Genomic DNA, 14429 nt, shown 5'->3' with positions numbered 1-14429 from the left:
GCCCCGAGGAGCCGCCCATGTCCCCGCAGTCCTGGTTCACGCAGGCCGCCGCACGTCTGCGCACGGCCAATCCGTACGCCGTCGACACCGCACTCGCCGCACTCGTGCTGTTCGCGGTCTCCCTGCAGTGGATGTTCCCCGACGAGGGCGACGACCCGCTGTCCTGGCAGGGCTGGCTGCTGGGGGCCGCCACCGCCGTGCCGCTGGTGTGGCGGCGGCGCTGGCCCTTCGCGACGGCGTGGGTCGTCTCGGCCGCGACACCGGCGATGGCCGTCTATCATGCGCCCCCGCCGGACGTGGTCTGGGGCGGCCTGGTCGTCCTCTACACGCTGGCGGCCCGCTCCCCCGTCTGGCAGCGGCGGCTGATGCTGGCGGGCTGGCTCGTCGGCGCCACCCTGACCATGCAGCACAAGGAGAACGCCCGTCCCTTCGAGTACGCATTCCACCTGCTGACCGTCCTGTGCGCGTACGGCCTCGGGACGCTCGCCCGCGTGCAGCGCGCCTACACCACCGAAGTGGAGGACCGGGCCCGGCGCCTGGAACGGGAGCGCGCCGCCGACACCGCGCGGGCCCTCGCGCAGGAACGCGCCCGTATCGCCCGGGACATGCACGACGTCCTCGCCCACGCGGTGAGCCTGATGGTGGTGCAGGCGGAGGCCGGGCCGGTCGTGGTGCGCAGCGATCCGGACCGCGCGGAGGCATCCTTCGAGGCGATCGCCGCGGCCGGGCGGGACGCCATGGCACAGCTGCGGCGCATCCTCGGAGTCCTCAAGGAGGAGCAGAGAAGCGGCACTTCGCCGCAGCCCTGTGTCGCGGCCTTGCCCGGCCTGGTCCGGCAGGTCGCCGAATCGACCGGCCTGCACGTCGAGTTGCGCACCGAGGGTGAGCCGTACGCCATGCCGCCGGACGCCGAGGCCGCCGCCTACCGCGTGGCCCAGGAGGCCCTGACCAACACGGTCAAGCACGCGTACGCTTCCCACGCGACCGTCGAACTCCACTGGGCGGAGGACCACTTGACGCTGACCGTGACGGACGACGGGCGCGGGCCCACGGCACCGGGCGGCGGACACGGCCTGATCGGCATCCGGGAACGGGCCACCGCCTGCGGCGGCAGCGCCGAGACCGGACGCGGGCCGGACGGCGGCTTCCGCGTCGTCGTACGCCTGCCCGCCACCGCCGACCGGCAGGCGGCCCTGGGGTGAGCATCCGGGTGGTCGTCGCCGACGACCAGGAACTGGTCCGCAGCGGCTTCAGCATGATCCTTGAGGCGCAGCAGGACATCGCCGTGGTCGCCGAGGCCGGCGACGGCAACGAGGCCGTCGCGGCGGTGCGGGAGCACGCGCCGGACGTGCTGCTCCTGGACATCCGCATGCCCGTGATGGACGGGCTGGAGGCGGCCCGGCGGGTGTGCGCGCAGTCCGCCTGCAAGGTGGTCATGCTGACCACGTTCGACCTGGACGAGTACGTCTACGAGGCGCTCTACGCGGGCGCCAGCGGCTTTCTGCTCAAGGACGTGCGCCGCGACGACCTCGTGCACGCCGTGCGCGTCGTGGCGGCCGGCGACTCCCTGCTCGCGCCGACGGTGACCCGGCGGCTGGTCGCGGACATCGTGCGGCGCCGCCGGGAGGAGGCCGCCGCCGAGGCGACCCCGCAGCGGCTGGACGCGCTGACCGCCCGCGAGGTGGAGACCCTGCGCATGCTGGCCCGCGGCCTGTCCAACGCCGAGATCGCCACGACCCTGTTCGTCAGCGAGCACACCGTCAAGACCCATGTCAGCAACGTCCTGGGCAAGCTCGGACTCAGGGACCGGGTGCAGGCGGTGATCTGCGCGTACGAGACGGGGCTGGTGGCGCCGGGCCAGTCCTAGCCGTCGAGCTCTTCGAAGAGGGTGAGCTGCAGCGCACCCGGCGCCTCCAGCCGCGAGTTGAGCGAGTTCCACGGGGTCCGCCTCGGCTCCGCGAGCACCTCGGCGCCCGCGGCGGCCAGCCTCGACGTAGCGGCGGCCGAGTCGCCGACCTCGAAGGCCACCCGGATGTGCCCGGCCACCCGGTGCCCCACCTCGACGTCGTCGATGAACGCGGCGTGGTTCGGGTCGGTCAGCTCCAGCGTGGCGCGGCCCGCCTCGAGGATGGTGACCCGCCCGTCGGGCGAGGAGTACGCGGCACGCTCGGGCAGGCCCAGCACATCGCGGTAGAAGCGCAGCGCCTCGTCGTAGTCGGCGGCTGTGACCACCAGGCGGAGTTCGCGGACGGCCGGTTCGTCGGGCATACGGGCTCCTCGGGAATCGCGGGTACCTTGCCCGGTCAACTACGCCACCGGTCCGCACGATTCCCTCCTTTCCCCTCGCGGGAGGGCTTCTCCCCCGCGGGAGGGAGAAGGGCCCCGGCCTCCCCCGTACGGCCCATGCCTCGAAACCGCTCCCACCGGCGATCCGGGACCACCCCCGCCGGGACGAGCCTGGGGTCGTCGAGAACCGACCACTTGCCGGGAGGCACCGTGCTCTCCAGCCTTGCCCGGGCCGCGACCCGCCGCCCGCTGACCGTCATCCTTCTGTGGGTGCTCTTCCTGCTGCTCGGCTTCGGGCTGGGGACGGGCGTCTTCGCGCGGCTCTCCGACAACGTGCCCGAGGTGCCGGGCACCGAGTCGGAGCACGCCGCCCGGTACCTGGACCGGACCGACCCGACGGGTGAGTCGATCACCGGCGTCGTCGAGGGCGCCCCGGTCTCCGGTCCCGCGCTGCGCCGCCAGGTCGAGCGAGCCGTCGCGGACGTACGCGGCATCGCCGGGGTCGCCGCGGTGCCGGACCCGTACACGACGCGCGGCCTGACCTCGGAGGACGGGCAGGCGCTGATCCTCCCCGTCACGCTCAAGGGCGGCCTCGGCGACGACGCCGAGGAACGGGCCGTGGACGCCGCCACCGACCTCATCAAGCAGATCGACGCGCCCCAGGTCGACGTCAGTGGCGGCCCGTTGCTGGGCAAGCAGCTCGGGGAACGGGCTCAGCAGGACGTCAGGAACGCCGAGTTGATCTCGCTGCCCGTCGTACTGGCCCTGCTGCTCGTCGTGTTCGGCGGACTGCGTGCGGCCGCACTGCCGCTGGTGATCGCGGTCAGCGGGATCGCGGGCGCCTTCCTCGCCCTGTTCGGCTTCAGCCACCTCACCGACATATCGGTCTACGCGATCCAGGTGACCACCATGCTGGGCCTCGGACTGGCCGTGGACTACGCCCTGTTGATGCTGGTCCGCTTCCGCGAGGAGCGCCGGCACACGGCGGACGTCGTGGAGGCGGTGCACCGGACGGTCGCCGCGGCCGGGCGGACCGTGATGTTCTCAGGGCTCACGGTGGCCGTCAGCCTGACCGGACTGCTGGTCTTCCCCAGCGTGTTCCTGCGCAGCATGGGGCTGGCCGTGGCGGCGGTGGTCGTCGTCGACATGCTGGCCGCGGTGACGCTTCTCCCCGCGCTGCTGGTGAGGTTCGGCGCGAATATCGCCCCGGCGAAGGAACGCCCGGCGGGCGAGGAAGGCCGCTTCTTCGCCCGCATCGCCCGCTTCGCGGCCCGCCGCCGTATCGCCGTGCTCGCCACCGTCGTACCGGCCCTGCTCCTGCTCGCCCTGCCCGTCACCGGGATGAGGATCGAGATCGGCGACGCCACCCAGCTCCCGGCGAGCACCGAGGCACGGCAGCTGTACGACACCGTCGACGCGCACTTCCCGCCCGGCACCGGCGTCTCACCGGTCACGGTCGTCCTCGGGCCCGGCACCGACACCGCGACCGCCGACCGGATCCGCGCCCTCTCCCCGACCGCCGGCTCCCGCGAACTGCCGGGCGGCGCAACGGTCGTGAACCTTCGGCCGTCCGGCCGGGTCGACGGCACACAGGCCACCGACCTGGTCGAACAGGTCCGCGCCGTGCGCGGCGACCAGCCCGTGCGGGTGACAGGACCCGCCGCCCGCCTGGTCGACTTCCGCGCCATGCTCTCCGAGCGGGCGCCCTGGGCCGCGGTGACCGTGCTGGCCGGCATCTTCGTCCTGCTCTTCGCCTTCACCGGGTCGGTGCTGATCCCGCTGCGCACGATCCTGACCACGCTGCTCAGCCTGGGCGCGGCCCTCGGCGTGGTGGTGCTGGTCTTCCAGGACGGCCATCTGGCCGGCGTGCTGGGCGCCGAGGGACTGGGCGCCCTCAGCCTCACCGCACCCCCGCTGATCGTCGCGATCGCCTTCGGACTGGCCATGGACTACGAGCTGTTCATCCTGGCCCGGATGCGCGAGGCGTGGCTCGCGTCCGGCGGCCACCAGGAGGCCGTGGTCACCGGACTGCGCCGCTCCGGCCGGGTGGTCACCTGCGCCGCCCTGCTCCTCGCCGTCGTCTTCGGCGCCTTCATGACGGGCGGCTTCTCCCCCATCCTCCAGATCGGCCTCGGCCTCACCCTCGCGGTACTGATCGACGCGACCGTCGTCCGCATGCTGCTCGTCCCGGCGACGATGACCCTCCTGGGCCGCCGCGCCTGGTGGGCACCGAAGCCGCTGCGCCGGGCGCACGAACGGTTCGGGCTGAGCGAGGAGGCGGCACCCCGGGAGCGGGTGACGACGAACGCGTGAGGTTTCCGGACGACGTCCGCGGCTCACCGTGGTTTCAGGCTTCTCGTCACCGTCCTCACAGGAATCTCAGGAATCGGCCCGTGGATTCAAAGGATCAACAAAGTTACGCGGCGCAGGATGCATCCGGAAAAGGTGGACATCCCAGGAGGGCCTGCCGTGGGCGTTGCGCACATATCGAACCGGTCCGAGCCGTCGTCGCGGAAGTGGTCCCGGCGCGGGCTGCTGACGGTGCTCGGCATCGCGCCGGCCGCCGCCGCACTGACCGGGTGCAGCGGTTCGGCGGACGCCTCGGAAGGGGCGGCGAGGACGGCCACGAAGGCAGCGGCGAAGAGGCCCACGATCTCGGTCACACCCGCTGACGGCACCAGGAAGGCCGGGTTCTCGAGCCCCGTCGAGGTCACCGTGACCGACGGCACGCTCGCCTCGGTGAAGGTCACCGGAAACGACGGTTCCACGCTGGCCGGTTCCTTCAACGCGGCGAAGACCAGGTGGACTTCGGCCGGAAATCCCTACTCGGGGACGAAGTACACGGTCTCGGCCACGGCCGAGGGCGCATCGGCGCGGACGGCGAGCTTCACCACGAAGTCGCCCGGTGAGACGTTCGTCGGCTACTTCACGCCGGAGGCGGACTCCACCTCCGGCGTCGGCATGCCCGTGTCGATCAATTTCACGCACGCCGTCACGGACCGGGCCGCCGTCCAGAAGGCCGTCACCGTCACCGCCGAGCCCGCCGTCGAGATGGTCGGCCACTGGTTCAGCGACACACGGCTCGACTTCCGCCCCGAGACGTACTGGGCGGCCGGCACGAAGATCACCCTCAGCCTGCGGCTGAAGGACGTCGAGGGCGCGGACGGCGTCTACGGCACGCAGTCCAAGGACGTCACCTTCCACATCGGCCGCGAGCAGATCAGCACGGTCGACCTGGCCGCCAAGGAGATGACGGTACGGCGCAACGGGACGACGTACGCCACCTACCCGGTCTCCGGCGGCGACGCCGACCACACCACCTGGTCCGGGATCATGGTGATCAGCGAGCGGTTCAAGCAGACCCGTATGGAGTCCTCGACGGTCGGGCTCGGCGACGAGTACGACATCTCCGACGTCCCGCACGCCCAGCGCCTGACCACCTCCGGCACCTTCGTGCACGGCAACTACTGGGCGTCCACAGCGGTGTTCGGCCACGAGAACACCAGCCACGGCTGCGTGGGCCTGCACGACGCCAAGGGCGCGGACGACGCCTCGGTGGCGGGCTACGAGTTCTACGACAGCTCGATGCTCGGCGACGTCGTCGTCGTCAGGAACTCGGGTGAGCGCATCGTCGACCCGGACAACGGGCTCAACGGCTGGAACCTGTCGTGGGCGGAGTGGAAGAAGGGCAGCGCTCTTTAGCACATATGCCGTTCATGGGGTGAACTCACCTGCCACAGAAAGACTTTGCCTGCTTCAACTCTTGACGACCGGGAGGACCGGGAGCACATTGGGCCCACTCTGAGAGCGCTCTCAGAAACGTTCGGGACTCATGGCACCCAGCGCACCTCACTCCGCCCCCGGGAGGCACCCCGCATGAGTGACACCTCCGGCACGCATCACAGACGGCGCCCGCTACGGCGGGCACTCGTCGCCGCTGTCGGCACCCTCGGTCTGGTGGCGGCCGCCGCCACGATCACCACCCAGTCCGCCAGCGCCTCCGCCCCGACTCCCCCGTCGGGCTGGAACCAGGTCTTCCTCGACGACTTCAACGGCTCCGCCGGGACCGGCGTCAACACCTCCAACTGGCAGTACGACACCGGGACCTCGTATCCCGGCGGCGCCGCCAACTGGGGTACCGGCGAGGTCGAGACGATGACCAGCAGCACCAGCAACGTCGCGCTCGACGGCAACGGCAACCTGCGCATCACCCCGGTGCGCGACTCGTCCGGCCACTGGACCTCCGGCCGTATCGAGACCGCCCGCACCGACTTCCAGCCCCCGGCGGGCGGCAAGCTGCGCGTCGAGGCCCGGATCCAGATGCCCAACGTCACGGGCAACGCGGCCGCGGGCTACTGGCCGGCGTTCTGGGCGCTGGGCGCGCCCTACCGCGGCAACTACCAGAACTGGCCGAGCGTCGGCGAGCTGGACATCATGGAGAACGTCCAGGGCATGAACAAGGTCTGGGCGACCATGCACTGCGGCACCAACCCGGGCGGGCCCTGCAACGAGACGACGGGCATCGGCAACTCGATCGCCTGCCCGAACAGCACCTGCCAGTCCGGCTTCCACACCTACAGCATGGAGTGGGACCGCTCGGTCAGCCCCGAGGCGATCCGCTTCTACGTCGACGGCGTCAACTACCACACCGTGACGGCCAGTCAGATGGACGCGACGACCTGGGCCAACGCCACCAACCACGGCTTCTTCGTGATCCTGAACGTGGCGATGGGCGGAGGCTTCCCGGACGCCTTCGGCGGCGGCCCGACCAGCGCCACCGAGTCCGGCCATCCGATGGTCGTGGACTACGTCCAGGTGCTCTCCTCCGGCGGCGGCGGTGGCACCACACCGCCGCCCACCGGCAACCGCGACGCCTACAGCCCCATCCAGGCCGAGTCCTACGACAGCCAGTCCGGCGTCACCACCGAGAGCACCACGGACAGCGGCGGCGGACAGGACATGGGCTACCTCACCAACGGCGACTGGGCGCTGTACAAGGGCGTCAACTTCGGCTCCACGGCGGCCACCCAGTTCAGCGCCCGGGTGGCGAGCGGCGCGGCGAGCGGTGTCAGCGGTCTGGTCGAGGTGCGCCTGGACAGCCGCAGCAACGCACCGATCGGCAGCTTCGCACTGTCCAACACGGGCGGCTGGCAGTCGTGGAGAACCGTGCCCGCCAACATCAGCTCGGTGACCGGCACGCACGACGTCTATCTCACCTTCACCAGCGGCCAGCCGGCCGACTTCGTGAACGTGAACTGGTTCGACTTCGGTCACTGATACGGCACTTGACGATGCCCCGCGAGGATTCCCTCCTCGCGGGGCATCACGCGTGCCGGCCGGGCGGACCTACCGCAGCTCCGCCCGGAACGCCGCCGGCGTCTGCTCCGTGTGCTGCTGGAAGAACTTCGAGAAGTTCGCGGCGTCGGGGAAGCCGATCGCCGCGCCGATCCTGCCGATCGGCATGTCCGTGTGGGCCAGCAGCCGTTTCGCCTCCAGCACGACCCGCTTGTCGATGAAGCCTTTGGGGGTCTCGCCGGTGGCGGCGCGGACCGCGCGGACGAGGGTGCGGCGGGAGTAGCCGAGGGAGTCGGCGTAGGCGCTGACGCTGTGGTTGGTGGCGAAGTTCCGCTCCACGGCGTCCCGGAAGAGGGTGAAGGTGGTGTCGGCCTGGCCGCGTTCCGCCTCCGCGGAGCTGGCAGCCAGATGTGCCAGGCGCAGCAGGAACGCGGTCAGGGAGTGCCGCAGCACGGCCGTGTGCAGGCTCGGCGGCAGCGTCTCGGTGTCCTCGTACTCGCGTTGCAGCTGGGCCAGACAGGCGCGCAGGGCGGCGAGCCGGGGCGCGTCGGGGTGGAGCAGCGGCGGCTGGTCGTAGTGGTAGAGGCCGGTCGCCTCCACCGTGGCGCGCGGGAGGAATCCGGGCTGCATGGTCAGCACGGTTCCGCGGTACTCGCTGGTCCGCGAGAAACGGTGCACCTGGCCCGGACGGATCCACAGCAGGTCGCCGGCGGACGCCTCGTGTTCGGCGAAGTCGATCATGTGGCGGACCGGGCCGCCGTCGAAGAGCATCACGACATGGAAGTCGATGCGGTGCACCCGTTCCAGCGGTGCCTGGGCGTGCCAGGTGCGGCCCGCCTCCATCGGGCCGACCTGCATGCCGACTCCGCCCACGCTCAGCTCGACCGGGAAAGGGAACGTTCGGATGCCGTCCACCGCGCCGTCATCGCCCCCGCCTTGGATGGTTCTGCCCGCCATGTCCGTCTCGTGCCGCCTCGGTCGTGCCGTCGGTGTCCCACTTTCACCACAGGCTGACACACGGCGACCTTCCGGCTCAAAAGTCAGACTTTTAGATTTGAACGCATCCGAGCACGAGAACCGCTTCGATCGAGGACTTTTTGAAGATGAGCACGCAGACACCGGACAGCTTCGAATGGACCGAACTCGACCGGCGTGCGGTCGACACTGCCCGCCTGCTGGCGGCCGACGCGGTGCAGAAGGTGGGCAACGGCCATCCGGGCACCGCGATGAGCCTGGCCCCGGCCGCGTACACGATCTTTCAGAAGATGATGCGTCACGATCCCGCCGACCCTGAGTGGACCGGCCGGGATCGTTTCGTTCTGTCCCCCGGCCACACCTCGCTGACCCTCTACACCCAGCTGTACCTGGCCGGCTACGAGGTGGGCCTGGACGATCTGAAGGCCTTCCGGACGCACGGTTCGAAGACGCCCGGTCACCCCGAGTACGGCCACACCGCCGGCGTGGAGACCACCACCGGGCCGCTCGGCCAGGGCGCCGCCAACGCCGTCGGCATGGCGATGGCCGCGCGCTACGAGCGCGGCCTGTTCGACCCCGAGGCCCCCGAGGGCACCTCCCCCTTCGACCACACCGTCTGGGCGATCGTCTCCGACGGCGACCTGGAGGAGGGCGTCTCCGCCGAGGCATCCTCGATGGCCGGTCACCAGAAGCTCGGCAACCTGGTCTTCCTCTACGACGACAACCACATCTCGATCGAGGGCGACACCGCGACCGCGTTCTCCGAGGACGTCCTCGGGCGCTACGAGGCGTACGGCTGGCACACCCAGCGCGTCGAGCCGTCGGAGAGCGGCGACGTCGACGTGCCCGCGCTGCACGCGGCGCTGAAGGCCGCGCAGGCAGAGACCGGGCGCCCCTCGATCATCGCGATGCGCACGATCATCGCCTGGCCCGCCCCGAACGCGCAGAACACCGAGGCCTCCCACGGCTCCGCGCTCGGCGCCGACGAGGTGGCCGCCACCAAGCGCGTCCTCGGCTTCGACCCCGAGCAGTCCTTCCAGGTCGACGCCGACGTGCTCGCCCACGCCCGCGAGGCCCTGGACCGCGGCGCCGAGGCGCACGCCGCCTGGGACAAGCAGATCGACAAGTGGCGGGGCGCCAACCCCGAGCGGGCCGAGCTGTTCGACCGGGTCGTGGCCGGGCGGCTGCCGGAGGGCTGGCAGGACGCTCTGCCGGTCTTCGAGGAGGGCAAGGCCGTCGCCACGCGTGCCGCCTCCGGCAAGGTGCTGCAGGCCCTCGGCGGGGTGCTGCCCGAGCTGTGGGGCGGCTCCGCCGACCTGGCCGGCTCCAACAACACCACCATCGACAAGACCTCGTCCTTCCTGCCGAAGGGCAACCCGCTGCCGGAGGCCGACCCGTACGGCCGCACCGTCCACTTCGGCATCCGAGAGTTCTCGATGGCCGCGGAGATGAACGGCATCGCCCTGCACGGCAACACCCGTATCTACGGCGGCACCTTCCTGGTCTTCTCCGACTACATGCGCAACGCCGTCCGTATGTCGGCCCTGATGCAGCTGCCGGTGACGTACGTCTGGACGCACGACTCCGTCGGTCTCGGCGAGGACGGCCCGACCCACCAGCCGGTCGAGCACCTGGCCTCCCTGCGCGCCATCCCGGGCCTGAACGTGGTCCGCCCGGCCGACGCCAACGAGACCGCGATCGCCTGGGCCGAGATCCTCCAGCGGCACTCCACCAAGCCGGCCCCGCACGGCCTCGCGCTCACCCGTCAGGGCGTGCCCACCTATGCGCCCAACCCCGATGCGGCGAAGGGCGGTTACGTCCTGAAGGAGTCCTCGACCCCGACGCCGGACGTGATCCTGATCGCCACCGGCTCCGAGGTCCAGCTCGCCGTCGCCGCACGCGAGCGGCTGGAGGCCGAGGGGACCGGCACGCGCGTGGTGTCGATGCCGTCCGTGGAGTGGTTCGAGGAGCAGCCGCGCGAGTACCGCGAGAGCGTCCTTCCGCCGTCGGTGAAGGCCCGCGTTGCGGTCGAGGCCGGCATCGGCCTGACGTGGTACCGCTTCACGGGTGACGCAGGACGCATCGTCTCCCTCGAGCACTTCGGCGCCTCCGCCGACGCCAAGACCCTGTTCGCCGAGTTCGGCTTCACCCCCGAGAACGTCGCCGCCGCAGCCCGGGAATCCGTGGCCGCCGCCCGCGGTTGATCCGATCGCCAGAAAGAAGATGATCACTGTGACCGAAGCAACCGCGACCACCGTGGGAGCCCTTGAACGCCTCAGCGGCGAAGGCGTCTCCATCTGGCTGGACGACCTCTCCCGCAGGCGCATCGAGTCCGGCAACCTGGCCGAACTCGTCCAGAACAGCAACGTGGTCGGCGTGACCACCAACCCGTCCATCTTCCAGGCCGCCATCGGCTCCGGCGAGGGCTACGAGGAGCAGCTCGCCGACCTCGCGGTGCGGGGCGTCACCGTCGACGAGGCCGTACGGATGATGACCACCGCCGACGTGCGCGCCGCCGCCGACATCCTGCGGCCCGTGTACGACGCGACGGACGGCCGCGACGGACGGGTCTCCATCGAGGTCGACCCGCGCCTCGCACACCGCACCAGGGCCACCGTGGCCGAGGCAAAGCAGCTCGCCTGGCTGGTCGACCGCCCCAACGTCATGATCAAGATTCCGGCGACCAAGGCGGGCCTCCCGGCGATCACCGAGGTCGTCGGCCTCGGGATCAGCGTCAACGTCACGCTGATCTTCTCGCTGGAACGCTACCGCGAGGTCATGGACGCCTACCTGGCCGGCCTGGAGAAGGCGCAGGCGAGGGGCCTGGACCTGGCCACGATCCACTCCGTCGCCTCCTTCTTCGTCTCCCGCGTCGACGCCGAGATCGACAAGCGCCTGACCGTGCTGGGCACCGACGAGGCGCTCGCCCTGAAGGGCAGGGCCGCGCTGGCGAACGCACGGCTCGCGTACGAGGCTTATGAAGAGGTGTTCGGCTCGGTCGCCGGCCCGACGCGGCCGTCGGCGCGCTGGACGGCCCTCGCCGGCGCGCGGGCCAACGCGCAGCGCCCGCTGTGGGCCTCGACCGGGGTGAAGGACCCGGCGTACAAGGACACCCTGTACGTCGACGAGCTGGTCGCGCCCGGCACCGTCAACACGATGCCGGAGGGCACGCTGAACGCCACCGCCGACCACGGCGGCATCACCGGCGACACGGTGACCGGCGGCTACGACCGGGCCCGCGCGGACCTGGCCGCCGTCGAGGCGCTCGGCATCTCCTACGACGAGGTCGTCCAGCAGCTCGAGGACGAGGGCGTCGCCAAGTTCGAGACGGCCTGGCAGGACCTGCTGGACACCGTGACGAAGTCCCTGGACGGCAAGGGAGTCGATGCAGAATGACCGAGCAGGCTGCAACGGACGCGGATCTCGACTGGACCAACCCGCTGCGCGACGAGCGCGACCGGCGGCTGCCCCGTATCGCGGGCCCGTCCGGTCTCGTCATCTTCGGCGTCACCGGTGACCTGTCCCGCAAGAAGCTGATGCCGGCCGTCTACGACCTCGCCAACCGCGGGCTGCTGCCGCCGGGCTTCTCGCTCGTCGGCTTCGCCCGCCGGGACTGGGAGGACCAGGACTTCGCGCAGGTCGTGCACGACGCGGTCCGCGAGCACGCCCGGACCGAGTTCCGCGAGGAGGTCTGGCAGCAGCTCGCCGAGGGCATGCGGTTCATCCCGGGCGACTTCGACGACGACACGGCGTTCGAGCTGCTGCGCGGCACCGTCGACGAGCTCGACAAGGCGCGCGGGACCAACGGCAACTACGCCTTCTACCTCTCCGTACCGCCGAAGTTCTTCCCGAAGGTCGTCCGGCAGCTGAAGAAGCACGGTCTGGCGAAGGCCCCGGGGGACGCCTGGCGGCGGGCGGTCATCGAGAAGCCGTTCGGGCACGACCTGGCGAGCGCCCGCAAGCTGAACGCGCTCCTGCACGACGTGTTCGAGCCGGAAGAGGTCTTCCGTATCGACCACTACCTGGGCAAGGAGACCGTCCAGAACATCCTGGCGCTGCGCTTCGCCAACCAGATGTACGAGCCCATCTGGAACCGGTCCTTCGTGGACCACGTGCAGATCACCATGGCCGAGGACATCGGCATCGGCGGCCGGGCCGGCTACTACGACGGCATCGGCGCCGCCCGCGACGTCATCCAGAACCACCTGCTCCAGCTGATGGCGCTGACCGCGATGGAGGAGCCCATCGCCTTCGACGCCGATGCGCTGCTCACCGAGAAGCTCAAGGTGCTCAAGTCGGCGCGGGTGCCGGACGATCCGGGCAGGAGCAGCGTTCTCGCGCAGTACGCCGAGGGCTGGCAGGGCGGCGAGAAGGTGGCCGGGTACCTCCAGGAGGAGGGCATCGACCCCAAGTCGAAGACCGACACCTACGCCGCCGTCAAGATCGAGATCGACAACCGCCGCTGGGCCGGCATCCCCTTCTACCTGCGCACGGGCAAGCGGCTGGGCCGCCGGGTCACCGAGATCGCGGTCGTCTTCCAGCGGGCGCCGCACTCCCCCTTCGACTCCACCGCCACCGAGGAGCTCGGCGAGAACGCGATCGTCATCCGGGTCCAGCCGGACGAGGGCATGACGGTCCGCTTCGGCTCCAAGGTGCCGGGCACCTCGATGGAGATCCGGGACGTCACGATGGACTTCGCCTACGGCGAGTCCTTCACCGAGTCCAGCCCGGAGGCGTACGAGCGGCTCATCCTGGACGTACTGCTCGGCGACGCCAACCTGTTCCCCCGTCACCAGGAAGTGGAAGAGTCCTGGAAGATCCTCGACCCGATCGAGGGGTACTGGGCGGACCACGGCAGGCCCGCGCAGTACGCCTCGGGTTCCTGGGGACCCGAGGAAGCCGACGAGATGCTCGCACGAGACGGACGGAGCTGGCGCAGGCCATGAAGATCGACCTGACCGACACCACGGCAAGCAAGATCAACAAGGCGCTGGTGCAGGGCCGCCGCGCCATCGGCACGCCCGCCGTGGGCATGGTCCTGACGATGGTGATCGTCACGGACGAGGAGAACGCCTACGACTCGATCAAGGCCGCCGAGGAGGCCTCGCACGAGCACCCCTCGCGCACCCTGGTCGTCATCAGGCGGCAGGCCCGCACCCCGCGCGACCGCGTCGCCTCCAAGCTGGACGCCGAGGTGCGGGTGGGCTCCGACGCCGGCACCGGCGAGACGGTCGTGCTGCGCACCTACGGCGAGGTGTCCGACCACGCCGACTCGGTCGTCCTGCCCCTGCTGCTGCCCGACGCGCCGGTCGTCGTGTGGTGGCCGGTGGACGCGCCCGAGGTGCCCGCCAAGGACCCGCTCGGCGCCCTCGCCCAGCGCCGGATCACCGACCTGTACGCCGTCGGGGACCCGCTGGCGGCGCTGGAGCAGCGGGCCCGCTCCTACGCGCCCGGTGACACCGATCTCGCCTGGACCCGGCTGACGCCGTGGCGCTCGATGCTGGCCGCGGCCCTGGACCAGGCCCGCACGAAGATCGTCTCGGGCGCCGTCGAGGCCGAGGCCGAGAACCCGGCCGCCGAGCTGCTGGCGCGCTGGCTGGAGGCCCGGCTGAACGTGAAGATCGACCGCGTGGTCACCGACGGCCCGGTCGTCACCGCCGTCCGCCTCGGCACCGCCGGCGGCGACATCGTCATCGACCGCCCCGAGGGCCCGCTGGCCACGCTGACCCTGCCGGACCAGCCCCCGCGCACCCTCGCGCTGAAGGTCCGCACCATGTCCGAGCTCATCGCCGAGGAACTGCGCCGCCTCGACGCCGACGAGATGTACGCCGTCGCCCTGCGGGGCGAGGCAGCCACCAAGGAGACCGTCTGAC

At 70.9% G+C, this 14429-nt stretch carries 11 protein-coding genes; 9 read left to right on the top strand and 2 right to left on the bottom strand.

Features of this window, described 5'->3' with window-relative positions:
- The first annotated feature begins 17 nt into the window (after positions 1 to 17).
- Positions 18 to 1202 (top strand): sensor histidine kinase, encoded by a 1185-nt coding sequence (locus ACIBN2_RS09775; RefSeq protein WP_399133703.1) that lies wholly within the window; start codon positions 18 to 20, stop codon positions 1200 to 1202.
- A complete protein-coding gene (locus ACIBN2_RS09770) occupies positions 1199 to 1867 on the top strand; it encodes a response regulator (protein WP_399133702.1) in 669 nt (222 codons plus the stop codon). The genes ACIBN2_RS09775 and ACIBN2_RS09770 overlap by 4 nt, the downstream gene beginning before the upstream one ends.
- On the opposite strand, the gene ACIBN2_RS09765 is transcribed toward ACIBN2_RS09770, so the two are convergent.
- A complete protein-coding gene (locus ACIBN2_RS09765) occupies positions 1864 to 2268 on the bottom strand; it encodes a VOC family protein (RefSeq protein WP_399133701.1) in 405 nt (134 codons plus the stop codon). The genes ACIBN2_RS09770 and ACIBN2_RS09765 overlap by 4 nt on opposite strands.
- A gap of 228 nt (positions 2269 to 2496) precedes the next feature.
- On the opposite strand from ACIBN2_RS09765, the gene ACIBN2_RS09760 reads away from it, so the two are divergent.
- The 3 genes from ACIBN2_RS09760 (at position 2497) to ACIBN2_RS09750 (ending at position 7563) form a co-directional block, all read left to right on the top strand.
- Positions 2497 to 4599: an MMPL family transporter gene (locus ACIBN2_RS09760; protein ID WP_399133700.1), complete on the top strand. Its 2103-nt coding sequence runs from the start codon at positions 2497 to 2499 to the stop codon at positions 4597 to 4599.
- Between the two features lie 156 nt (positions 4600 to 4755).
- Positions 4756 to 5988 carry an Ig-like domain-containing protein gene (locus tag ACIBN2_RS09755; protein ID WP_399133699.1) on the top strand — a complete coding sequence of 411 codons (1233 nt, stop codon included), beginning with the start codon at positions 4756 to 4758 and terminating at the stop codon, positions 5986 to 5988.
- Positions 5989 to 6162: 174 nt separating this feature from the next.
- On the top strand, positions 6163 to 7563 hold the full coding sequence (locus ACIBN2_RS09750) for a glycoside hydrolase family 16 protein (protein ID WP_399133698.1): 1401 nt from the start codon (positions 6163 to 6165) through the stop codon (positions 7561 to 7563).
- A 69-nt stretch (positions 7564 to 7632) separates the two neighbouring features.
- Here ACIBN2_RS09750 and ACIBN2_RS09745 read toward each other — a convergent pair whose 3' ends face one another.
- Positions 7633 to 8538 carry a helix-turn-helix domain-containing protein gene (locus ACIBN2_RS09745; protein WP_399133696.1) on the bottom strand — a complete coding sequence of 302 codons (906 nt, stop codon included), beginning with the start codon at positions 8536 to 8538 and terminating at the stop codon, positions 7633 to 7635.
- A 146-nt stretch (positions 8539 to 8684) separates the two neighbouring features.
- Between ACIBN2_RS09745 and tkt the strand changes: the two genes are divergently transcribed.
- The 4 genes from tkt to opcA are packed head-to-tail and all read left to right on the top strand — an operon-like array spanning position 8685 to position 14428.
- Entirely contained in the window at positions 8685 to 10760 is a 2076-nt protein-coding gene (gene tkt, locus ACIBN2_RS09740) for a transketolase (protein ID WP_399133695.1), read from the top strand.
- Between the two features lie 19 nt (positions 10761 to 10779).
- A complete protein-coding gene (gene tal / locus ACIBN2_RS09735) occupies positions 10780 to 11952 on the top strand; it encodes a transaldolase (protein ID WP_399133693.1) in 1173 nt (390 codons plus the stop codon).
- Positions 11949 to 13502, top strand: coding sequence for a glucose-6-phosphate dehydrogenase (gene zwf / locus ACIBN2_RS09730; protein ID WP_399133692.1), 1554 nt, complete (start codon positions 11949 to 11951; stop codon positions 13500 to 13502). The genes tal and zwf overlap by 4 nt, the downstream gene beginning before the upstream one ends.
- A complete protein-coding gene (gene opcA / locus ACIBN2_RS09725; RefSeq protein ID WP_399133691.1) occupies positions 13499 to 14428 on the top strand; it encodes a glucose-6-phosphate dehydrogenase assembly protein OpcA in 930 nt (309 codons plus the stop codon). The genes zwf and opcA overlap by 4 nt, the downstream gene beginning before the upstream one ends.
- Position 14429: the final 1 nt, after the last annotated feature.

The sequence above is a fragment of the Streptomyces sp. NPDC050534 genome (genome assembly GCF_044457745.1).
Taxonomy (GTDB): Bacteria; Actinomycetota; Actinomycetes; order Streptomycetales; family Streptomycetaceae; genus Streptomyces.
The sequence above is the reverse complement of the archived record's forward strand: the minus strand, read 5'-3'. Positions and strand labels throughout refer to the sequence as shown.